Here is a 20248-nt window from a genome sequence, read left to right on the forward strand (position 1 = left end):
AGGTCGGGGGCGGTCACCGGGTACCGCCCGCGGGCACCGGCAGTTCGGCGTGGACGGCCCAGCCGGCGGTGGGGCCGGGGCCGGCGGTGAAGGTGCCGCCGAGAAGCCCGAATCCGGCGGACAGCCGGTCCTGGGCACGGGCGGGCACGTCATTGTCGACCGTGGTCGAGGTTCCGGGTGCGCCGGCGGCAGCGGTGGCGGTGCGGGCCGGTGCCGAGCAGCAGGCGAGCAGGTCGGGGGCGGTCACCGGGCACCGCCCGCCGGCACCGGCAGTTCGGCGTGGACGGTCCAGCCGGCGGTGGGGCCGGGGCCGGCGGTGAAGGTGCCACCGAGGGCCTCGACGCGTTCGCGCATGCCGAGCAGGCCGAATCCGACGGGGCGCAGATGACGGGCGGGGGCGGGCGGGGCGTCGTCGGTGACGGTGACGGTCACCGCGCCGGGCGCGTGGGCGACGGCGACCTCCGCGGTGCGGGCGTGCGCGGCGTGCCGGGCGACGTTGGTCAGCGACTCCTGGACGATCCGGTGCACAGTGGTGGCGACCTCCGGCGGCCACGGCGTCGCGTCCCGATCGGGGAGCCGCAGCCGGACCGCCGGGCCGTGGCCCTCGAACCGCTCGACCAGGGCGGTGAGTTCGGCCGCGCCGGGGGCGGCGGGCGCCGTCCCCGGGGTGTCGTCGCCGGCGCGCAGCAGGCCGACTACCCGGCGCATCGCGGACAGCGCGTCGGCGCCCGCCGTCTCGATTCCCGCGAGGGTCTCGTCCAACTGCTCGGGGCGCTTGCGGGCGACGATCCGGGCGGCCTGCGCCTGCACCACGACGCCGGTGATGTGGTGCGCCACCAGGTCGTGCAACTCCCGTGCCAGCGCGAGACGTTCGTCGTGCCGGGCGGCCTCTGCGGCGGCCCGGCGGCGGTGGTCCAGCAGACGCAGTCCGAGCCCGGCCGCCAAGGCCAGGGCCCACACCTCGATGCCGACCCGGAACGGGGTGGCCGGGGCCTGCGCGGCCAACAGGCCCGCCGTCATCAGGGCCAGTCCGGCCACGCCGAGGGCCACCGCCGAACGCCACGGCAGGGTCCGCACCGCCGAACCGCCGAGCACCAGCAGCCCCACCACCGCCGCCGCGCCCGGCTCCCCGGGCAGCCCCGTCAGCCGCGCCACCAGCGCCGCCGCGCCGGCCACCGCCAGCCCCACGGCCGCGGCGCCCCCGCGGTGCCGCTCCCGCCCCAGCGCCAGCGCGCACACCACCGCGCCGGTCGCCGCGTCCAGCGCCCACACCCGGCCCTGCGACGCGTACTGCGCCGCCATCACCAGCAGCACCAGGGCGAATCCCGCCCCCAGCACCGCGTTCCCCACCATCGACGTTCGTCTCACGGCCGCCACGCTAGGCGAATCCCCCGGCACCGCGTACCGGCCGAAAGTACGACGCCGCTGCCGCCCGGACCGTACCTTCGGCCGCTGCGGGCCGCTGCCGCCCGGCGGAAACGTGGGGCCATGACCGCAACGACGACCGGTGCCGCGCTGCTCGCGGTGGCCGAGAAGACCGAACGCAGCCCGCTGCTGTACGCCTGGTGGGCCGCACAGTTGGGCGTACTGATCGCCCTCGGCTGGGGCGGGTACCGCCTGGTCCGGGCCTGGCGGGCGCGGCGCGCCGAGCAGGACGCGGAGGACGGACAGTGGTGACCGCGGTGCTGGAGACCACCGGGCTCACCAAGCGGTACGGGCGACGAACCGCCCTCGCCGACGTCGAGTTGAGCATTCCGGCGGGCCGGGTGGTCGGCCTGGTCGGGCCCAACGGCGCCGGCAAGTCCACCCTGATGCAGCTCGCCTGCGGACTGATCGGCCCCACCTCCGGGCGGATCCGGGTGCACGGCGCCGAGCCCGGCACCCGCCCCGACCACCTCGCCCGGGTCGGATACGTCGCCCAGGACACCCCCGTCTACCCGGACCTCACCGTCGCCGAGCACCTGCGACTCGGCGCCCGCCTCAACCCGCGCTGGGACCGGGCGCTCGCCGAACGCCGCCTGGCCCGAGCCGAGTTGGACCCCCGACAGAAGGCCGGCCGACTGTCCGGCGGGCAGCGCGCCCAACTCGCCCTCACCGTGGCCGCCGCCAAACGCCCCGACCTGCTGATCCTCGACGAACCCGCCGCCGCCCTCGACCCGCTCTCCCGGCACGCCTTCCTCGACCACCTGATGGAGTCCGTCACCGAACTCGGCGCCACCGCCGTGCTCTCCTCGCACGCCCTGCCCGACGTCGCCCGGGTCTGCGACCACCTGGTGCTGCTCGCCCGCGGCCGGGTCCACCTGCACGACGACATCGAGCCGCTGATCGCCCGGCACGCCCGGGTGACCGGCCGCGCCGCCGACCTCGACGCCCTGCCGCCCGACGTCACCGTGCTGGCCCGCACCGACCCGCCCGACGGCCCGGCCACCGCCCTGGTCCGCACCGAAAGGCCACTGCCCGCCGACCGCCGGTGGGCCGTCACCACACCCGACCTGGAAGAACTCGTCCTCGCCCACCTGGCCCGCGCCGCCCGGCCGGGCGGTCCCGCAGCCCCGACCACCCGACCGGAGACCCGCCGATGATCTGGCTGACCTGGCGCCAGTTCCGCACCCAGGCCCTGATCGGCCTGGCCGCGCTGCTCCTGCTGGCCGGCTACCTGCTGCTGCTCGGCCTCGACGTCCACCGGGCCCACCAGGACGTCCTCGCGCACTGCGCCGGCCGGGACTGCGCCGGCCCGCTCGGCGCCTTCGCCGACCGCTACCGGCTGCGCGCCGACCTGCTCGGCTACCTGCTGCTGGTGCTGCCCGCCGTGCTCGGCGTGTTCTGCGGCGCCCCGCTGATCGCCCGCGAGTTCGAGGCCGGCACCCACCGGCTGGTGTGGAACCAGAGCATCACCCGCCGCCGCTGGCTGGCCGTCAAGCTCACCGTGGTGGCCGGCGGCTGCACCCTCGCGGTCGCCTTCGCCGCGCTGCTGCTCGGCTGGGCCACCGGCCCCGTCCTCGCCGTCGAGGGCGCACGCTTCGAACCCGTCGCCTTCGCCTCGCACGGGCTCGCACCCGTCGCCTGCACCGCCTTCACGTCCGTGCTCGGCGCCACCCTCGGCCTCCACCTGCGCCGCACCGTGCCCGCGATGGCCGCCACGCTGGCCGTGTTCACCGTCGTTCAACTGGCCGTCCCGGCCTTCGTCCGGCCGCACTACCAGGCACCCGAACGGACCAGGGTGCAGCTCACCGCGCCGATCGTCGCCAACCTCAGCAAGATCGGCACCTACGGCGACATCGGCGGCCTGCGGGTCCCCGGCGGACCCTGGGTGATCGACACCAGCGCGATCCTCGACGAGGCCGGCGCGCCCGTCGGACACACCGACTGGTTCCAGGACTGCATGGACCACAGCTCGCTCACCGACCTGCCCCGCTGCCTCGCCGACCACCGGATCCACGTGGAGATCACCCAGCAGCCCGCCGCCCGCTACTGGACCTTCCAGGCCGTGGAGAGCGCCCTGTTCGCCCTGCTCACCGCCGCCACCGCGATCCTCGCCGTACGACGGCTGCGGACCCGCGCCGACTGAACGGAGACCGCCGGAAAACTGCTGACAACCTTTCACCCCGACCCGGGCGTGTGTGCGGTGTGAGTCGAGAAACCGAGGACGACGCCTACGCGGCCTTCGTCGCGGTCGCCTGGCCCCGGCACCTGCGGACGGCCACGCTGATCGCGGGAGACCGCAACCGCGGCGAGGAACTGCTGCAGGACTGCCTGGTCAAGCTGTACGTCCGCTGGCGCCGGGCGGTCGCCGACGATCCGCACGCGTACCTGCGGCGGATGCTCGCCAACGGCCACATCAGCTGGTGGCGCCGCCGACGCCGGGAGACGCTCACCGCCGAGCTCCCGGACCGGCCCGGCACGGCCGGCGCCGAGTACGGCGAGACGGACGAACTCCACCGCGCCCTGCGCTCGCTGCCCGCCAGGCAGCGTGCGGTGGTGGTGCTGCGGCACCTGGAGGACCTCTCCGAGAAGGAGACCGCCGCCGTCCTCGGCTGCTCGGTCGGCACCGTCAAGAGCCAGCACTTCCGGGCAATGGCCCGGCTGCGCACCGTCATGTCGAAGGACCGGCCGGAGGGCCGGTCCAGGAATCAGGAGGCAGTCAGCCCATGAGCATCAACGAGAACGAGGACCTGACACAGGCGCTGGAGGTGCTGGCGGACCGTCAGTCCCCGGCCGGACCGCCGCCGACGGCGGAGCTGCTGCGCCGCGGCCGGCTCGGCAGGCGTCGGCGCGCCGCCGTCGTGACGGGCGGGGTCGCCGCGGTCGCGGCGGTCGCGATGGCCGGCGCGTTCGCCGTCGGCATCGGCGGCGGCAGCCCGACGGTCGGCATCGGACCGGCGGCCTCCGCGTCCGGGTCCGCCAAGCCGTCCGGCACACCGTCGGGCAAGCCGTCCGGAACGTCATCGGGTAAGCCGTCGACCGATCCCACGAACTCCAGCCCGTCGGGCAAGCCCTCCGACGCGCCCACGGCCGGTGCGCCCGTCCCGGATCTGCTGGCCGAGCGGGTCCCGGCCGGCTACCGGATCCTCGCCACCTGGAAGGACCCGGGCCCGAAGCCCGGGTCGGGGAAGCCATGGCGGATCGGTGTGGCACACACCATCACCAACGGCCCGCGGACCGGCACCATCCGCATCGAGCTCACCCAGGTGGCCGGCGTGCCGAGCGGATCGACGGACTACAAGCCGACTGCGGACTGCGGTACGGCGCCCGCCTGCACGGTCACCCACCGTCCCGACGGCAGTCTGCTGATGGTGACGCTCCCCGCGGCGGCGGCCGGCCTTCAGGACTGGCAGGCCACCCTGTACAGCACCGACGGCAGTGTGGTCACCGCGTCCTCAAGCACCGTCCCCGCCCCGGGTGGGGCGACCGATCCCTACTCGGGCCCGCCGGTCCTCAACGGCGAGCAGCTCACGGCCCTTGCCCTGGACCCGGTCTGGCAGGGCGTCATCAAGCAGCACTAGTCCGACCAAACGATCCCGCCGCAGCTCAGGGGCGCAGCAGCCCCCAGTACAGCGCCCATGGGGCGAACACCGCGCCCGAGAGCGCCAGGAGCCCGAGCCGCACCCGGCTGCCGTTCGCCGGGTGGCTCCGGACGGCCGCCGCGACAGTCAGTGCCACGGCCACCACCGTTGCCACGGAAGCCAGTTGGAGAACCGACCAGACCACCGGCCGACCCAGCAGGACCGGTCCGGGCAGTGAGGCTGCCGTGATGGCCATGAACAGCAGGTAGAGCGGGGTGCCGACGACCGCGAACGTGCCGGTCAGGGCGGCCCAGCGGGCCGGGCGGGGCACTCCGACGGGGGCGGGGCGCCGGCGCAGTCGGCGGACCGCGCCGGTGGCCAGGTGGCCGACGAAACCGAGCAGGCAGACGACGGCCGACGCGGCTTGCAGCCACGGCGATTCGTACCAGCCGAGCGGGGCGAGCGGCCGGCTGGCGTGCTCCTGCGCGGGGGCGGCGTCCACCGACACCGGTGGCAGGCCGGCGGCCAGACCGGTGATCCAGCGGGACTCGAAGTCGGCGTAGTCGTCGGGCAGTTGGCTCGGACGGTCGAAGCCGTCGGCGAAGCTGCGGCGGAGATTGTGGCGGACGTCCGGGACGTTGCGGATCGTGTAGTGGCGGTTGCCCGCACGGTCCAACGCGTCCCGGACGATCCGTTCGCTCTCGGCGGGCACGGCCTCGCGGTCCAGCGTCCCCCACTCGGCCAGCACCGGCAGTCGGAGCCGCTCCCAGGCGGGCACCGGGTCGTAGTCGGCCTCCGGGAAGAGCCCGGCGCCGGACAGCTCCCGGATCAGCGTGCTCTGCATGGTCGGCACCAGCGAGCCGCCGATGCCCGCGTGGCGGAGGAACTCACCGTAGGCCCAGGCCTGTTGGCGGGCCGGGCTGAGGCCGACCGCGCCGGCGGTCACCACGAAGGACACCTCGGAGGTCCGTCCGGCGGCCAGTGTGGCCACCCAGGCGCCCTCCGACAGGCCCCACAGGCCGACCCGGTCCGGGTCGATCTCGGGCCGGGAGTGCAGGAGTCGGACGGCGGCGAGGGCGTCGTCGGCCAGCCGGTCGTAGTCCCGGCTCAGGGTCGAGTAGCCGGCGGTCCGCTTGTCCCAGATCAGCGTCGGGATGCCGTGCGCCGCGTACGCCTCGGCGGCGGGCCGGAGTTCGTCCATGGCGACCGGTCCGGCCCCGGCGATCATCGCCAGTCCGGGGGCGCCGCTCACGCCCTGCGGGGCGACCAGTTCGCCGTGCAGTCGGGTGCCGTCGGCGCTGGTGAACTCGACGGCGGTGTGCGCGAGTCGGGGGTCGGCGTTGGCCGGGGCGGCGGCTGCGGGGGTGGCCGCCGGGACGGCGAGCAGGAGTGCGACCAACCCCAGCAGTGCTGTTCTGTGCCGGTGTCCCATGGCGTGCTCTCCCCGTGATCGAAGGCGGTCGGTCGCTCCACCCTGTCCGATCGCGTGCCGCCGCGGGATGGGGCCGCCACCCGGATCGGCAAGGGGGGCAACCCCCGGACGCACCAGCGGAGCTGACGTCGGGTCAGCTCCGCCGTTAGTGGTGCGGGTTACTCGGACTCGCGGTCGAACTGCGAGCGGGACCAGACGTAGCCGAGCACGGTGAGGGCGGCGCACCAGGCCAGCGCGATCCACCAGTTGTTGCCGATCGGGGTGCCGAGCAGCAGGCCGCGCAGGGTCTCGATGGCGGGGGTGAACGGCTGGTACTGGGCGATCGGCTGGAACCAGCCGGGCATCGAGTGCAGCGGGACGAAGGCGCTGGAGATCAGCGGCAGCACGATCAGCGGCAGTGCGCTGTTGCTGGCGGCCTCCGCGTTCGGGCTGCCGAGGCCCATGCCGACGGCGATCCAGGTGAGGGCGAGCGCGACCAGCACCAGCAGGCCGAACGCGGCCAGCCACTCCAGCAGGGTGGCGTCGTGCGAGCGGAAGCCGACGGCGACGCCGACCGCGCCGACCAGCACCACGCTCAGCACCGACTGCAGCACACTGCCGATCACCCGGCCGAACAGCACCGACCCGCGGTGGATCGCCATGGTGCGGAACCGGGCGACGATTCCCTCGTTCATGTCGGTGGCCATCGAGACGGCGGTGCCGATCACGGTGGAGCCGATGGTCATCATCAGGATGCCGGGCACCAGGTAGGCGACGTAGGCGGCCCGGCCGGCCCCGCCGCTCATCGCGTTGCCGAAGACGTAGACGAACAGCAGGAGCAGCATCACCGGGGTGAGCAGCAGGTTCAGGGTCAGCGACGGGTAGCGCCGGGCGTGCAGCAGGTTGCGCCGCAGCATGGTGGACGAGTCGCGGACGGCAAGGGCGAACGAGCTCATCGGGCGGCCTCCTCGGCGGAACCGGCCGCGACGGCCGGGGCAGTGGACAGGGTGGACGGGGCGGACTGGTGGGGGACGGCCGGGGCGCCGGTCAGGGCGAAGAACACGTCGTCCAGGTCGGGGGTGTGCACGGTCAGCGACTCGGCCTCGACACTCGCGGCGTCCAGCCGGTCGAGCACCGAGCGCAGCGCGCGCTGGCTGCCGTCGCTGGGGACCAGCAGGGTCAGCGACTCGTCGTCGCGGGCGCCCTCGGGGAGGGCGTCGGCGGCGGACCGGTACGCCGCCGGGTCGGTGAAGCGGAGTCGGACGTGGCCGCCCGGGACGAGCCGCTTGAGCTCCTCGGCGGTGCCTTCGGCGGCGATCACGCCGTTGTGCAGGACGGCGATGCGGTCGGCGAGCTCGTCCGCCTCGTCCAGGTACTGGGTGGTGAGGAAGACGGTGACGCCGCCGGTGACCAGCTCCCTGATGATCTGCCACATACCGTGCCGGCTGCGGGGGTCGAGGCCGGTGGTCGGCTCGTCCAGGAAGATGATCCGCGGGTTGCCGACCAGGGTCATCGCGATGTCGAGGCGGCGCTTCATGCCGCCGGAGTAGGTGGAGGCGGGCTTCTTCGCGGCCTCGGTGAGATCGAAGCGGGCGAGCAGGTCGGCGGCGACCCGGCGGCCCTCCGCCTTGGGCAGGTGGTGCAGGTCCGCCATCAGCAGCATGTTCTCCTCGCCGGTGATCAGCCCGTCGACGGCGGAGAACTGGCCGGTGACGCCGATCGCGGCGCGCACCGCCTGCGGGTCGGTGGCCAGGTCGTGCCCGCCGATCCGGATCGGCCCGCTGCCCCGGCCGGCCCGGACGAGGGTGGAGAGGATCTTGACCGCGGTGGTCTTGCCGGCCCCGTTCGGGCCGAGCAGGGCGAAGACGGTCCCTTCCGGGACGGACAGGTCGACACCGTCGAGGACGGTCTTGTCCCCGTAGGACTTGCGCAGCCCCTGTGCCGCGATGGCCAGGCCGGTCATGGGAGAACTCCTTCTACAACGGGGCGGGTTGGTGCCGGAGGTGGCCGCCGCCGGGCGGCGGCCGTGCGGTGCGGGGTGGAGCCGTGCGGTGTGGTGCGAGGTGGTGCGAGGTGGAGCCGTGCGGTCTGGTGCAGCGGTCAGACGGTGCGGGCGGTGATGTCGCCGTTGGAGGTGGTGGCGCGGATGGTCACCGCGGGCACGTCGTCCGCGTTGCGCAGCGCGTTGTGGATGCGGCCGTAGGAGGTGCCGGCGTCCAGCGACGCGGAGACGCCGCGGGCGGCGCCGACGGTGATCGAACCGGACTGGGTGGTGAGCACCAGGTCGCCGCGGACCGCCTCGTTGACGGTGAGGTCGCCGCGCTGGGTGTCGAGCCGGGCCGACCCGGTGAGGCGGCCGACCTCGATGCTGCCGTCCTGCAGGACGAATCGGCCGCCGGCCGCCTCGTCGACCTTGACCGGGCCCCGGGCGCTCTCGAAGGCGACCTCGCCGAGCCGTCCGACGCCGCGCAGGTCGGCGTCGGCGGCCTTCGCCTCGACCCGCGAGCCGCTCGGCAGCTGGACGGTCACCTCCAGCGCGCCGGTCGGACCGATCAGACGGTGGTTCGCGTCGGAGGTGACGATCCGCAGCACCCCGTCGGCGAGGACCACCTCGGTCTGCTCGGCGGCCTTCACGTCGCGGCTCTTCGACGGGTTCGCGGGGAGCACCTCGACGACGGTGTCGGTGCGGTCGGCGGCGATCAGGCGGAGGTGGCCGGCCGGGATGTCGATGACGGCGGTGATGGCGGTGGGGGTGGCGAACTTCTGCATCGTGGACTCCTCGTGCGCTTCGTTTCTGATGATGGAAACGCTACGTTGCGTTCAAGGGGTTGGCAACGCTGTTGTTGCAATCAAATGGCATCAGTGCAGGTGGGAGGCAATAAATCGTTGCAATGGAGAGCTGGATAACGCAACGTCAGGGTGATGGCCGTTGCAATGAAATGGGGGTGAACGCTATGCTGGGGGCGCACCGAGTACGCCGACGAAGGAGACCGCGATGCCGGGAGGCAGGCTCACCCAGCAGGAACGCCAGCAGATCGCGCTGGGACTGGCCGAGGACCTCGCGTACGCCGAGATCGCCCGCCGCCTCGACCGGCCGACCTCGACCGTCACCCGCGAGGTCATGCGCAACGGCGGCCCGGGCGGCTACCGGGCCGACCTCGCCCACCGCGCCACCGAGCACCGCGCCCAGCGCCGCTCGGCCCTGCCGCGTGACCCGTACGCCGACCGGCCCGCCGACGGGCGCGACCCGGACGCGGTGCGCGCCTACGAGGAGACCGTCACCACGGTCTTCATGCACTCCGGCATGAGCCGGATGCCCGCCCGGGTGCTGGCCGCCCTGATGGTCACCGACGAAGGCGTCCTCTCCGCGGCCGAACTCGCCCAGCGCCTCCAGGTCAGCCCGGCGTCCATCTCCAAGGCGGTCGCCTTCCTGGACGAGCAGACCATGATCCGTCGCGAGCGCGACGACCGCCGGCGCGAGCGGTACGTGATCGACGACGACATCTGGTACCAGGCCACCATTGCCAGCGCCCGCGCCAACGCCGCCGTGGTCGCCACCGTCCGCGAGGGCGTCCCCGTACTCGGCCCGGGCACCCCGGCCGCAGCCCGGCTGGAGAACATCGCGCGGTTCCTCGACTTCGTCTCCGACGGGCTGTTCCGGATGGCCGAGCAGGCCCGCGAGATCCTTTACGTCAAGCCCGAGGCGGAGGCCGACGCCGCCGAAGCCGCCGCAGCGCCCGAGGGCGGGGACGACGGCGGCAAGAGCTGAACTGAAGTGCTCTGTCAGGCCGTTGGTCGGGCCGGGCGGCGTCGCCCGGCAGTCCTCAGCGGTCGAACAGCTCCGCGAAGGTGACCGGCTCCGCGCGCGGCGGCAGCACCCGGTGCAGCACGAGCGCGTGGACCTCCGGGTCCGGGTCGGCGGTGCCGTCGGACAGGACGTGCAGGCGGTAGTCGCGGTCGGACGCGTCCAGAGCGGTGGACAGGACGGCGCCGCCGGTGGTGAGGCCGGCGACGATCAGGGCGTCGATGCCGCGGGCGCGCAGCCGCCGGTCGAGGTCGGTGCCGGACAGCGCGGAGACGCGGGTCTTGCGAGCCACCAAGTCGCTTTCGCGCGGGGCAAGTTGCGGGTGGAAGGCGGTGGCCGGGTCCTCGTGGTGCAGGGCGCGGTGCCGGGCGACCGCCGCGAACACGGCGTTGCCGGCGGGGACGGCCGCCCAGTCGGCCTCGGTGAACGCGGTCCGCACGTGGGCCACCGTGCCGCCCCTCGCGCGGGTCGCGGCGACGGCCCGCTCCAGGCGGTCGAGCAGCGGCCCGGCGTCGGGCAGGGCGGACAGGACGGCGGGCTGGCAGTCCAGCAGGAGCAGCGCGGTGTTCCGCACGGTGGTGTCCTCGCTCTCGGTGGGGTTGGTCAGGCGCGGCTGTCGAGCAGCGCGGGCAGGTGCGGCGGCGCCGGTTCGCGGCGGGGGAGCAACAGCGGGGTGCCCAGGGCGAGCAGCCCGGCGACGGCCAGGGCGGTGCGCGGGCCGGTCAGGTCGGCGAGCAGGCCGCCGAGCGCGGTGAGGACGGCGATGGCGCCCTGCTGGCCGATCGACCAGGCCGTCAGGGTGCGGGCGACCAGGTGCTGCGGGGTGCGTTCCAGCCGGTAGGTGGCGAGCACCGGCGTGAACAGGCTCATGTTCACGATGATCGCCAGCTCGACGGCCATCACCGTGACCAGCCCGATCACTCCGGGCCGGACGAAGACCAGTCCGATCAGCCAGATCGCGCGCAGCGTGCCGACCGTCCGGAACACCCACGCCCGCCCGTACCGCGCCACCACCCGCCGGGCCAGCCGGGAGCCGACCAGCCCGCCCAGGCACGGGGCGGCGAACGCCAGGCCGTACTGCCAGGCGGGGAAGTGGAGTTGGCGCAGCAGCAGGACGGCCAGCACCGGTTCGGTGGCCATGATCAGGCCGGACACCAGCAGGTTGTTCAGGTACAGCGCGCGCAGCCCGGGGTCGCCGAACAGGTGCCGCCAGCCGTCGAGGAGCGATCCGGTCCGCCCTGCGCTCCGGGGCTGCGGCGCCTCCTCCCGGTCGCGGATCGCCGCCAGGCCGAGCGCCGAGAGCAGGTAGCTGCCCGCGTCCGCCAGCACCGTGCTGACCGGTCCGAACACACCGATCGCGGCCCCGCCGAGCGGCGGCCCGATCGCGATCGAACTCCAGTTGGTCGACTCGAAACGGGCGTTGGCGACCAGCAGGTCGTCCGGCCGGACCAGTGCCTTCAGGTACGCGCCACTGGCCGCGCCGAACGCGATCTTCGCCGCGGCGACCACCGCCGACACCGCGAACAGCTGGCCGAACCCGAGCACCCCGAACACGTACGCGAGCGGGATCGACGCCATCGCGGCGAACCGCACCAGGTCGGCCGCGACCATCACCGGCCGCTTGCGCCGGAACTCCACCCACGGCGCGAGCGGCACCGCCAGCAGCGCCCCCACCGCCGGGCCCACCGCCGACAGCGCCGACACCTCGGCCGGGCCGGCGTGCAGCACCAGCACCGCGATCAGCGGCAGCGCCCCGAACCCCAGCCCCGACCCGTACGCGCTCACCGCGTACGACGCCCACAGCCACCCGAACTGCCGCCCCAAGGGACGTCGCCTGCCCACCCTGCCCCCTGCCCTGCACAAAGCCGCGTTGACCAGGCAGAGCAAACCGGGCTGCCGAGCCGCAGGTCAAACAACCGTCGCAGGCCCAACGCACAACCAGCGGTTGTTCACTAAGGTGGGTCGGCGTGGACCTCGAAGCCGTACGCACCTACCTCGCCGTCGCCGAGGCGGGCCAGTTCCAGAAGGCCGCCGTCGACCTGGCGATCACCCAGCAGGCCGTCTCCAAGCGCATCGCCGCCCTCGAACGCGACCTCGGGGTACGGCTGTTCACCCGCACCCCGCGGGGCGCCGAGACCACCATCGACGGCCAGGCGTTCCTGCCGCACGCCCGCGAGCTGCTGCGGGTCGCCGACCGGGCCGTCGCCTCCGTGCACACCGCTCGCCGCCCCCTGCGGGTGGACGTGATCAACCTGCGCGGCGCCGCCTCCGGGCTGCTGCGCGACTTCCACCGCACCCACCCCGGGATCGAACTCGACGTGGTGAAGCTGCTGGACATCGACGAGGCCGTCCGCGCCGTCCGGTCCGGCGCCATCGACGCCACCTTCCGCGCCGTCGCCGCCCCCGGCCGGCCGCTGCCCGACGACCTGCTCTCCGCCCGGGTGATCGACGAACAGCTCCAGCTGCTCACCGGTCCTGCCCACGCCCTGGCCGGGGCCCATTCGGTGACGCTGCGTCAACTCGCCGGCCACCGGATCTGGATGCCGGGCATCCTCCCCGGCTCCGAGTGGGCGGCCTACTACGACGACCTGGTCGCCGAGTTCGGCCTCACCATCGAGGCCGCCGGCCCCAACTTCGGCTCCGACGCCCTGCTCGACACCGTCGCCGACACCCCGGCGCTGGCCACCTTCCTGAGCGACGGCACCCGCCTGGTCTGGCCGGCGAGCCACGGCCTGCGCCGGATCCCGCTCACCGATCCGACCCCCGTCTACCCGCACTCCCTGGTGTGGCACCGCGACAACCCGCACCCGGCGCTGGCCGCCCTGCGCGCGCACCTGGCCGCCACCAGGGCCGCCCACGACGCCCCCGGCACCTGGACGCCCGCCTGGGTGCACCGGGACTGACGGCCACTCAGAGCAGCGCGCGCAGGAACGCCTCGAACGCGGCCGGTGCCGACAGCATCGGATAGTGGTCCGCCCCCGGCAGCACCGTCAGGTCCGCGTCCGGTGCCTGCGCGGCCACCCGCCGGGCCCACAGCCGGGTGCTGGCCAGGTCGTGGCCGCCGACCAGGACGCTGACGGGGACGGCGAGTTCGGCGAACCGGGTGTTGACGGGCGGGTCCGGCTCGCGACCGAGGTACTCCTCGTCCGGCAGCGTGACCCAGTGCGAGTTCGCCACCTCCAGGCCGATCATCAGCCGCCGCTGGTCCGGCCCGAGCGCCGAACCCCACGCGTCGACGTCCACCGCCGCCGAGGCGTGCAGCCCCTCGGCCGCCCTGACCTCCGCGATCCGTGCGAACAGCGCCAGCAGCTCGGGGCGGGAGGCCGCCTCCCCCGCGTTCGGTTCGGGGAACGCCCCGAACGTGCCGCCCACGGCCACCACCCGGTCCACCCGCTCCGGGTACCGGTGCGCGAACGCCAGCGCGCGCCGCGCCCCGTCCGAGACGCCCACCAGCAGCGCGTCCGTCACCCCGGCCGCGTCGAACACCGCCGCGATGTCCTCGACCTCGCTGTACGGCTCCGTCCCCGCCGAGGACAAGCCGGTGTCGCGGTAGTCGAAGGTCGTCACCCGGGCCGCCCCGGCCAGCCACGGGAGCGTCGACCCCCACATCCGCAGGTCCGCCGCACCCGCGTTGCACAGCACCACGTCCCGGCCGGCGCCGACCGTCCGGCAGTGCAGGTAACCGCCGGGAACCTCAACGTACTTCGCCCTATGATCGTCCATCAGCATGTCCGAACTGTCGCAACGCCCGTCGGCTGCGGGGGAGCTGTGAGGCCGTGGGCCTCATAGCGACAAAACGCCCACCGGGCCCGCACCGGGGGAGACGCCCGTGATCGAACTCGTCCTCGACGTCCCCGACCTGGCCCGGACCAGCTTCAGCATCTCGCCGCTGGAACAGCTCCTGATCGGCTCCCTCGCCGTCTCCGCACACCGCCGCACCGGCCCGAGAGGCCGCTGGTGGCGGCGCATCCGCACCCGCGTCCCGCACCGCGCCGCACCCCTGCTCGACCTGCTCGCCGCCAGCCCGCGCGGCGTCCCCGACTTCCTGCTCGCCGACAGCACCGCCTACCTGCGCGGTTTCGCCGACGAACTCGACAGCGTGCTGACCGCCGCCGACGACCGCATCCGCGCCGAGCTGGACCACTGCTACGACCGCACCGCACCACCCGTCGTCCAGCGCCTGCGCGAGGACGGCGCCCGCGCGCTGCGGCCCGTGCTGCTGCCCGCCGGAGAGCTGCCCCGGCAGGTGGTCGAGCCGCCCGGACAGGCCGACCCGCTCGACCACCGCCGCCGGCTGCTTGCGGTGCGGCCGCCGACCCGCCAACCGGAGCGGCAGCTCGATGTTCTGCAGCACCGTCAGCGCCGGGAGCAGATTGAACGACTGGAACACGAACCCGATCCGGTCCCGCCGCAGCTTCGTCAACCGCACCTCGTCCCGCCCCGCGAGGTCGGTCCCCCCGACCAGCACCCGCCCCGAACTCGGCTTCACCAGCCCCGCCGCACAGTGCAGGAAGGTGCTCTTCCCCCTGCACCTGCACCGCGCAACCCTCCACCCGCCCGGTCACGCACCTCGCGTGAACACGCGACCAACGCCAGGAACGGCGGCCGACCGGCACACTGGCATTCCCTGGCGTCCACGAAGTAGAGATTTCTCCACCTCCCCGGCTTCGGAGCAGGCGGCGGTCAGGCGAAGGCGGCCGCCCAACGCTCGACGCCGAACCCGCCGCCCGGCCCCCGCCGAACCTCCAACGCGCCCGCCCTGCCGACGTGGAGGCGGCTTCACGCCCCGCCCGCAAGGTCGCGCAGCGTCGCCTCGGCCTTCGGGGTCGGGGTGAGCGGGCCGCTTCCGGTCGTCCACACGGCCTGGACGTCCAGGCGGCGCAGGCGCCAGCCGTCCGGGGTGCGGACCGCCTCGCCGGTGAAGGTGCCGCCGACGTCGAAGTGGCCGCCGGGGTCCTCGCCGCGGGCCTGCTGGGTGGTGGCGAGATGGACGTGGGTCATGAGGGCGTTCCAGCGCACCGCGGCCCGGTCGCCGTCCAGGTCGATCAGGTAGTTGGCGCCGACGTGCTGAGTCCGCTCGAACTTTCCGAGCGTGACCTGCTCGGCCTCGGCCAGCCCCGCGATCCCCTCGTGCTGCCCCACCGGCGTGCTGATCCGCACGTCGGACGTGAAGTACCGCCGCGCCCAGGCCTCGTCGAAGCGGCCGCCGCCCCGGGGCACCGTGTCGAGACTGATCAGATAACCGTCGATGAGCCCGGTGATCTCGGCGCGATCGGTCAGCACCCCGACCCGCCGCTCCAGAGCGGCGAACGCCTCCGTGCCGATGGTCATGTCGTGACTCCCCGGGTCGCGCGGCCAGTCGCGGCCGACCGGCCGCGTGGCACCGAGGCTAGAACCTCAAGCCCACTTGAGATCAAGACCTCGTCCGCCGACGCTCAGCCGCGCACGTGCAGCCCGAACCCCGTGCGGCCCGCGGGCTCCAGCCCCTCCTTCAGCTGCAGCGACGGGAGCTCGTAGTCGCCGAAGTTCTGCCGACGGAACGCGATCGGCTCGGTCGACTCCAGCGTGAGCAGACGCTGCTCCCAGGCCTCGGCGACGGCCGGGTAGTCCTCGTCGGTCATCCGGTCGGCGCCGTACAGCACGAACGGCGGCAGCACCTCGACGCCCGGGTAGTAGAGGATCCCGTGCTGGAACGGGAACAGCAGATCGTCGATCGGGCCGTTGATCCCGCGCGCCGCGTAGTGCGACTCCGGGCCGCCGACGGTCACCGACAGCAGCGCCCGCCGGCCCGCGAGAGTGCCCTCGCCGAAGCGCTCGCCGTACTTGGCAGCGCTGTGCTCGCCGACCCCGTACGCGAAGCGGTACGTGAACACCCGGTCCACCCAGCCCTTGAGGATCGCGGGCATCGTGTACCACCACAGCGGGAACTGGAAGACGATCGTGTCCGCCCACAGCAGCTTCTCCTGCTCGGCGCGCACGTCCGGCGAGAGCGCCCCCGTCTCGAACGCCCGCCCCGAGTCCAGCGCGACCTTCAACGGACTCGACGCCTCCGGGCCGTAGTCCGCGGCATCCACGCCGGCCTTCCAGTTCATCGCGTACAGGTCGCTCACCCGCACCTCGTGCCCGGCGCCCTCCAAGGTGGACACCGCGAGGTCCTTCAGCGAACCGTTGAGCGACCTCGGCTCCGGGTGGGCATGGACGATCAGCGTCTTCACAGCAGGACTCCCTCTCCAACGGATCGAACGCCTCCGATCCTGGCCGCCGCAACGCCCGGCGTTCAGGGGCTCCTCGTCCGTCGGACCGGACTTCCTGGTACTGACAGGGCCACTCTCAACCGCACCGACCGCGGCCATACTGACCGGCATGGACGATCTCGCGGGCTTCCTGCGGACCAGGCGTTCCCGGGTCGACCCGGCCGCTGCCGGCATCCCCACCGACAGCCGTCGCCGGGTCGACGGGCTCCGCCGCGAAGAGGTCGCCCACCTGTCCGGCGTCAGCGTCGACTACTACGTCCGTCTGGAACAGGGCCGCGCCACCCAGCCCTCCGAGCAGGTGCTCGACGCACTCGCCCGGGTCCTCGACCTCGGCGAGACCGAACGCGAACACCTCTACCGCCTCGCCCGGCAACGCCGCCGTCCCGCGAAGGCCCCGGCCACCCGGATCCGCCCCGAACTCCTGCGCGTCCTCGATCTGGTCCCCGACGCCCCCGCGCTGATCATCAACCACCGCCTGGACGTCCTCGCCACGAACCGGCTCGCCGCCCTCCTGCTCGGCCGCACCGCCCCCGGCCTCAACACGGCCCGCCACATCTTCCTCGACGAAGCCGAACGCGGCCTCTACGCCGACTGGGAAAGCTGCACCCTCGACGTCGTCGGCCACCTCCGCCTGGCCGCCGGCCAGTACCCCGACGACCCCCGCCTCGCCTCCCTCATCGGCGAACTCGCCATGGGCAGCGAACGCTTCCGCCGCCTCTGGGCCCGCGCCGACGTCCGCGCCCGCACCCACGGCCGCAAGGCCTACCACCACCCCCTGGTCGGCCCCCTCGAGCTCCACCAGGAGAACTTCGCCCTCCCCGACGAATCCGGCCTCGAACTCCTCGTCCTCTCCGCACCCCCGGGCACCCCCGCCGCCGACGGCCTCCGCCTCCTCGCCCGCCTGGCGACGGACCCGGACACCGGCACCGCACAGCCGCCGGCGGTCCCCCGAGTCTCCTGAGCGTCGTGCGCCTCGACCGGAGTCACGGGCCTCGCCGCGGGCGGCAAGATCGCGTCGGGCTCGCGGCTACCGGTTGTGCGCCCGGGACTTGGCGCCGCCCGAGCCGTCGGCGGTCGGGCGGGTGCGGGGGGCGGAGGCCGGGCGGCCGTAACGGTTCCGGCCGGTGGAGCGGTTGTGGCGGGGCCGCTCGACGACGGGGTCGGGGATCGTGACGGGCACGCCGGTGGGGACGCGGGCACCGGTGATCCGGGTGAGTTCCTCGTCGCCGGCCCGGACCGTGGTGGTGACGGGGGTGATGCCGGCCGTGGACATCATTCGGGCGGTCCCGCGGCGCTGGTTGGGGAGGACCAGCGTGACGACGGTGCCGGACTCGCCGGCCCGGGCGGTGCGTCCGCCGCGGTGCAGGTAGTCCTTGTGGTCTGCGGGCGGGTCCAGGTTGACGACCAGGTCGAGGCCGTCGATGTGGATGCCCCGGGCGGCGACGTCGGTCGCGACGAGCGCGGCCACCTGACCGGTGCGGAACTGCTCCAGGGTGCGGGTGCGCTGCGGCTGGGACTTGCCCCCGTGCAGGGCCGCGGCCTTCACGCCGCTCGCCAGCAGGGTCTCGACCAGCCGGTCCGCGCCGCTCTTGGTGTCGATGAACATGATCACCCTGCCGTCGCGGGAGGCGATGTGGGCGATCGTGGCGGTCTTGTCGTAGTTCTGCACGTGCAGCACGTGGTGCTCCATCGTGCTGACCGCTCCCGCGGACGGATCCACCGAGTGCGTGACCGGGTCCTTCAGGAAACGCCGCACCAGGCTGTCGACGTTGCGGTCCAGGGTGGCGGAGAACAGCATCGTCTGGCCGCCCTCGGCGACCTGTTCGAGGAGCGCGGTGACATCGGGCAGGAAGCCCATGTCGGTCATCTGGTCGGCTTCGTCGAGGACGGTGATACCGACCCGGTCCAGGCGGCAGAGCCTGCGCTCGATCAGGTCCCCCAGCCGCCCGGGTGTGGCCACCACGATCTCCGCACCGCGGTTCAGCACCTGCGCCTGGCGGCGGACCGGCACCCCGCCGACCACGGTGGCCATCCGCAGACGCGCCGCGTGGGCGTACGGCGTGAGGGCTTCGGTGACCTGCTGGGCGAGCTCGCGGGTGGGGACCAGGACCAGCGCGAGCGGGCACCGCGGCTCGGCCTGCTGCCCGGTGGTGCGGGCGAGCACGGCGAGACCGAACGCGAGCGTCTTGCCGGAGCCGGTGCGTCCCCGTCCCAGCACGTCGCGGCCGGCCAGCGAGTTCGGCAGCGTCGCGGCCTGGATCGGGAAGGGGGTGGTGACGCCCCGCCGCGCCAGGATCGTCAGCAGCTCCCTCGGCAGGTCCAGTTCCTCGAAGGAACCGACGGGGGGCAGGGCCGGCACGGTACTCACCGGCACCGAGAACTCCCGCCGGGAGGCGGGTCCCGCGCTGCTGCCCGATGCGGAGCCGGAACCGGTGCGTCGGCGCGGAGGGCGGCTGGAACGGTTCAATGCGGGAGACCCTTCTTCAAAAAAGCCGAGGGGCCCGCACCGGGCACCATGTGCGCGGCGCGGGCCCCTCGCTGCCAGGCGATTGCCAGGGCAGTGGGAACTACAGCGGGCGGATGTTCTCGGCCTGCGGGCCCTTCTGGCCCTGCGTGACGTCGAACTCGACCTTCTGGCCCTCGAGCAGCTCGCGGAAGCCGCTGGCGTTGATGTTCGAGTAGTGGGCGAACACGTCCGGGCCGCCACCCTCCTGCTCGATGAAGCCGAAGCCCTTTTCCGCGTTGAACCACTTCACGGTGCCATTAGCCATGTAAAAATCTCCTTCAAGGGACCTTCCGGAACCCGCACGATACGGGCACCGAGTCACCGCGATGAGCGCCCGCCCGGAAAACTTCCGGGAAACAGAAATGCGCCTGCGATACATCAGCAGGCGCACACAAAGTTCATGGGAACCACTACTGCAACTCCTTCGACTGTAGCAGCCCCGAGCCCGCAACGGGGGGACATTTCGACCCCGGTTTCGGTGGACGTCACCCCGGCGCCGGCGGTCCGGAGCCGCCCTGTACGCCAACATCGCCGCTGATCGGGGCGGTTGGCCCGACCGGTGCGCGGCGGCCCGGCGCGGCGGCCGGTTCGCGGCGCCCCTCCGGGCTCGCGCGCCCGGGAAAGCGCCGTTCGATGAACCCGGCATTTCAGGCATCCAGGATTCGGGCCGTCAGAAAGGGTCGCTGCGGCGGTCCGAGGAGCATACTGGCCTGGATGAGAAAGCCTGAAGCAGTTCGCCGACACCTGCCCACCAGCCCCTTCAAGGCCAAGGCCGAAGCGCCGCGCAAGCACTTCGCCCTCGGCGACCGTGTGACTCACGACGCCTACGGCCTCGGCCGGGTCATCGGAGTCGAAGGCGACACCGCGGTACTGGTCGACTTCGGATCACGGCAGGAGCGCATCTCCGAGCCGTACCGCGGGATGTTCAACCTCTGACCCGCCCGCCACCGGCGCCGTGACCCGCTCCGGTGCCGCGAGCACCCCGGCCGCCGGAGGAGCTCGGCGGCGCCGGAGCGGGTCGGACGCCGGGCGGCGGCGTCAGGTCGAAGCGCGAGACGACGTCGGGCAGGGCGGGCAGCCCGAACCCGAGCCCGTATTCGGCGGCGAGCGCCGGTACCGCGTCCTCCGGCTGCGGCGGTCCGTCGGCGAGCACCTCGGCCGGCTCGCGGAAGAAGTGCTCGAACCCGGCCGGACCGGTGATCTCGATCGTTCGCGCCGGTGCCGGGCCGGCGTTCCCCATGGTGTGGAGTTCCCCGCGCGGCCAAGAGA

At 73.6% G+C, this 20248-nt stretch carries 23 protein-coding genes and 1 pseudogene; 9 read left to right on the forward strand and 15 right to left on the reverse strand.

Going from position 1 to position 20248, the window contains the following annotated elements; all coding sequences use genetic code 11:
- Positions 1-13: 13 nt before the first annotated feature.
- Positions 14-247, reverse strand: coding sequence for a hypothetical protein (locus ACI1MP_RS20300; RefSeq protein ID WP_404869186.1), 234 nt, complete (start codon positions 245-247; stop codon positions 14-16).
- Complete coding sequence (locus ACI1MP_RS20305; RefSeq protein ID WP_404869187.1) at positions 244-1368, reverse strand: sensor histidine kinase; 1125 nt, start codon at positions 1366-1368, stop codon at positions 244-246. Before ACI1MP_RS20305 ends, ACI1MP_RS20300 begins: the two co-directional genes overlap by 4 nt.
- 120 nt (positions 1369-1488) lie before the next feature.
- Between ACI1MP_RS20305 and ACI1MP_RS20310 the strand changes: the two genes are divergently transcribed.
- Genes ACI1MP_RS20310 through ACI1MP_RS20330 form a run of 5 tightly spaced genes read left to right on the forward strand, consistent with a single transcriptional unit; the run spans position 1489 to position 5003 of the window.
- Positions 1489-1677, forward strand: a complete 189-nt coding sequence (locus ACI1MP_RS20310) for a hypothetical protein (protein WP_043915176.1) — start codon at positions 1489-1491, stop codon at positions 1675-1677.
- On the forward strand, positions 1674-2582 hold the full coding sequence (locus ACI1MP_RS20315; RefSeq protein ID WP_404869188.1) for an ABC transporter ATP-binding protein: 909 nt from the start codon (positions 1674-1676) through the stop codon (positions 2580-2582). The genes ACI1MP_RS20310 and ACI1MP_RS20315 overlap by 4 nt, the downstream gene beginning before the upstream one ends.
- Positions 2579-3568 carry a hypothetical protein gene (locus tag ACI1MP_RS20320; protein WP_404869189.1) on the forward strand — a complete coding sequence of 330 codons (990 nt, stop codon included), beginning with the start codon at positions 2579-2581 and terminating at the stop codon, positions 3566-3568. The genes ACI1MP_RS20315 and ACI1MP_RS20320 overlap by 4 nt, the downstream gene beginning before the upstream one ends.
- 59 nt (positions 3569-3627) lie before the next feature.
- A complete protein-coding gene (locus ACI1MP_RS20325) occupies positions 3628-4152 on the forward strand; it encodes a SigE family RNA polymerase sigma factor (RefSeq protein ID WP_404869190.1) in 525 nt (174 codons plus the stop codon).
- Positions 4149-5003, forward strand: a complete 855-nt coding sequence (locus ACI1MP_RS20330; RefSeq protein WP_404869191.1) for a hypothetical protein — start codon at positions 4149-4151, stop codon at positions 5001-5003. Before ACI1MP_RS20325 ends, ACI1MP_RS20330 begins: the two co-directional genes overlap by 4 nt.
- Before the next feature lie 25 nt (positions 5004-5028).
- On the opposite strand, the gene ACI1MP_RS20335 is transcribed toward ACI1MP_RS20330, so the two are convergent.
- From ACI1MP_RS20335 to ACI1MP_RS20350, 4 genes are all read right to left on the reverse strand, one after another.
- Positions 5029-6435 carry an alpha/beta hydrolase family protein gene (locus ACI1MP_RS20335; RefSeq protein WP_404869192.1) on the reverse strand — a complete coding sequence of 469 codons (1407 nt, stop codon included), beginning with the start codon at positions 6433-6435 and terminating at the stop codon, positions 5029-5031.
- A 158-nt stretch (positions 6436-6593) separates the two neighbouring features.
- Entirely contained in the window at positions 6594-7370 is a 777-nt protein-coding gene (locus tag ACI1MP_RS20340) for an ABC transporter permease (RefSeq protein ID WP_380339114.1), read from the reverse strand.
- The gene (locus tag ACI1MP_RS20345; protein ID WP_404869193.1) at positions 7367-8377 is read right to left on the reverse strand and encodes an ATP-binding cassette domain-containing protein; all 1011 of its coding nucleotides are present in this window, start codon (positions 8375-8377) and stop codon (positions 7367-7369) included. Before ACI1MP_RS20345 ends, ACI1MP_RS20340 begins: the two co-directional genes overlap by 4 nt.
- A 137-nt stretch (positions 8378-8514) precedes the next feature.
- Positions 8515-9183 carry a DUF4097 family beta strand repeat-containing protein gene (locus ACI1MP_RS20350; RefSeq protein WP_404869194.1) on the reverse strand — a complete coding sequence of 223 codons (669 nt, stop codon included), beginning with the start codon at positions 9181-9183 and terminating at the stop codon, positions 8515-8517.
- Positions 9184-9409: 226 nt separating this feature from the next.
- Between ACI1MP_RS20350 and ACI1MP_RS20355 the strand changes: the two genes are divergently transcribed.
- Entirely contained in the window at positions 9410-10183 is a 774-nt protein-coding gene (locus tag ACI1MP_RS20355; RefSeq protein ID WP_380339123.1) for a helix-turn-helix domain-containing protein, read from the forward strand.
- 55 nt (positions 10184-10238) lie between these two features.
- On the opposite strand, the gene ACI1MP_RS20360 is transcribed toward ACI1MP_RS20355, so the two are convergent.
- Positions 10239-10793, reverse strand: coding sequence for a cysteine hydrolase family protein (locus ACI1MP_RS20360; RefSeq protein ID WP_404869195.1), 555 nt, complete (start codon positions 10791-10793; stop codon positions 10239-10241).
- A gap of 29 nt (positions 10794-10822) precedes the next feature.
- On the reverse strand, positions 10823-12043 hold the full coding sequence (locus ACI1MP_RS20365) for an MFS transporter (protein WP_380339126.1): 1221 nt from the start codon (positions 12041-12043) through the stop codon (positions 10823-10825).
- A gap of 143 nt (positions 12044-12186) precedes the next feature.
- On the opposite strand from ACI1MP_RS20365, the gene ACI1MP_RS20370 reads away from it, so the two are divergent.
- Positions 12187-13122 (forward strand): LysR family transcriptional regulator, encoded by a 936-nt coding sequence (locus ACI1MP_RS20370; RefSeq protein WP_404869196.1) that lies wholly within the window; start codon positions 12187-12189, stop codon positions 13120-13122.
- Between the two features lie 7 nt (positions 13123-13129).
- On the opposite strand, the gene ACI1MP_RS20375 is transcribed toward ACI1MP_RS20370, so the two are convergent.
- The 4 genes and pseudogenes from ACI1MP_RS20375 to ACI1MP_RS20390 all read right to left on the reverse strand — a co-directional run bounded on the left by ACI1MP_RS20375 (position 13130) and on the right by ACI1MP_RS20390 (position 16434).
- Positions 13130-13942, reverse strand: coding sequence for an alpha/beta fold hydrolase (locus ACI1MP_RS20375; protein WP_404869197.1), 813 nt, complete (start codon positions 13940-13942; stop codon positions 13130-13132).
- A 457-nt stretch (positions 13943-14399) separates the two neighbouring features.
- A pseudogene (locus ACI1MP_RS20380) lies at positions 14400-14744 on the reverse strand (ATP-binding cassette domain-containing protein); the annotation flags it as partial.
- Positions 14745-14998: 254 nt separating this feature from the next.
- Positions 14999-15550, reverse strand: a complete 552-nt coding sequence (locus ACI1MP_RS20385) for a nuclear transport factor 2 family protein (RefSeq protein WP_404869198.1) — start codon at positions 15548-15550, stop codon at positions 14999-15001.
- A 104-nt stretch (positions 15551-15654) separates the two neighbouring features.
- Positions 15655-16434, reverse strand: coding sequence for an NAD(P)H-dependent oxidoreductase (locus ACI1MP_RS20390; protein WP_380339138.1), 780 nt, complete (start codon positions 16432-16434; stop codon positions 15655-15657).
- 148 nt (positions 16435-16582) lie between these two features.
- Here ACI1MP_RS20390 and ACI1MP_RS20395 point away from each other — a divergent pair, with 148 nt between their 5' ends.
- A complete protein-coding gene (locus tag ACI1MP_RS20395) occupies positions 16583-17434 on the forward strand; it encodes a helix-turn-helix transcriptional regulator (protein WP_404869199.1) in 852 nt (283 codons plus the stop codon).
- A 66-nt stretch (positions 17435-17500) separates the two neighbouring features.
- Here ACI1MP_RS20395 and ACI1MP_RS20400 read toward each other — a convergent pair whose 3' ends face one another.
- Complete coding sequence (locus ACI1MP_RS20400) at positions 17501-18940, reverse strand: DEAD/DEAH box helicase (protein WP_404869200.1); 1440 nt, start codon at positions 18938-18940, stop codon at positions 17501-17503.
- A 100-nt stretch (positions 18941-19040) separates the two neighbouring features.
- Positions 19041-19244, reverse strand: a complete 204-nt coding sequence (locus tag ACI1MP_RS20405; protein WP_030916923.1) for a cold-shock protein — start codon at positions 19242-19244, stop codon at positions 19041-19043.
- 449 nt (positions 19245-19693) lie between these two features.
- Here ACI1MP_RS20405 and ACI1MP_RS20410 point away from each other — a divergent pair, with 449 nt between their 5' ends.
- Complete coding sequence (locus tag ACI1MP_RS20410) at positions 19694-19915, forward strand: hypothetical protein (RefSeq protein WP_100589219.1); 222 nt, start codon at positions 19694-19696, stop codon at positions 19913-19915.
- On the opposite strand, the gene ACI1MP_RS20415 is transcribed toward ACI1MP_RS20410, so the two are convergent.
- Positions 19905-20219, reverse strand: a complete 315-nt coding sequence (locus tag ACI1MP_RS20415) for a hypothetical protein (RefSeq protein ID WP_404869201.1) — start codon at positions 20217-20219, stop codon at positions 19905-19907. The two genes, ACI1MP_RS20410 and ACI1MP_RS20415, sit on opposite strands and share 11 nt — an antisense overlap.
- Positions 20220-20248: the final 29 nt, after the last annotated feature.

Origin of the sequence: Kitasatospora griseola, assembly GCF_044999035.1 — a bacterium.
GTDB lineage: Bacteria > Actinomycetota > Actinomycetes > Streptomycetales > Streptomycetaceae > Kitasatospora > Kitasatospora griseola.

Excerpts from the sequence above, each read along its gene's own strand:
- ACI1MP_RS20310 (WP_043915176.1), top strand. The coding sequence starts at position 1,489 with ATGACCGCAACGACGACCGGTGCCGCGCTGCTCGCGGTGGCCGAGAAG.
- ACI1MP_RS20340 (WP_380339114.1), bottom strand. The coding sequence starts at position 7,370 with ATGAGCTCGTTCGCCCTTGCCGTCCGCGACTCGTCCACCATGCTGCGG.
- ACI1MP_RS20375 (WP_404869197.1), bottom strand. The coding sequence starts at position 13,942 with ATGGACGATCATAGGGCGAAGTACGTTGAGGTTCCCGGCGGTTACCTG.
- ACI1MP_RS20355 (WP_380339123.1), top strand. The coding sequence starts at position 9,410 with ATGCCGGGAGGCAGGCTCACCCAGCAGGAACGCCAGCAGATCGCGCTG.
- ACI1MP_RS20395 (WP_404869199.1), top strand. The coding sequence starts at position 16,583 with ATGGACGATCTCGCGGGCTTCCTGCGGACCAGGCGTTCCCGGGTCGAC.
- ACI1MP_RS20345 (WP_404869193.1), bottom strand. The coding sequence starts at position 8,377 with ATGACCGGCCTGGCCATCGCGGCACAGGGGCTGCGCAAGTCCTACGGG.
- ACI1MP_RS20405 (WP_030916923.1), bottom strand. The coding sequence starts at position 19,244 with ATGGCTAATGGCACCGTGAAGTGGTTCAACGCGGAAAAGGGCTTCGGC.
- ACI1MP_RS20415 (WP_404869201.1), bottom strand. The coding sequence starts at position 20,219 with ATGGGGAACGCCGGCCCGGCACCGGCGCGAACGATCGAGATCACCGGT.
- ACI1MP_RS20320 (WP_404869189.1), top strand. The coding sequence starts at position 2,579 with ATGATCTGGCTGACCTGGCGCCAGTTCCGCACCCAGGCCCTGATCGGC.
- ACI1MP_RS20350 (WP_404869194.1), bottom strand. The coding sequence starts at position 9,183 with ATGCAGAAGTTCGCCACCCCCACCGCCATCACCGCCGTCATCGACATC.
- ACI1MP_RS20385 (WP_404869198.1), bottom strand. The coding sequence starts at position 15,550 with ATGACCATCGGCACGGAGGCGTTCGCCGCTCTGGAGCGGCGGGTCGGG.
- ACI1MP_RS20410 (WP_100589219.1), top strand. The coding sequence starts at position 19,694 with ATGAGAAAGCCTGAAGCAGTTCGCCGACACCTGCCCACCAGCCCCTTC.
- ACI1MP_RS20330 (WP_404869191.1), top strand. The coding sequence starts at position 4,149 with ATGAGCATCAACGAGAACGAGGACCTGACACAGGCGCTGGAGGTGCTG.
- ACI1MP_RS20335 (WP_404869192.1), bottom strand. The coding sequence starts at position 6,435 with ATGGGACACCGGCACAGAACAGCACTGCTGGGGTTGGTCGCACTCCTG.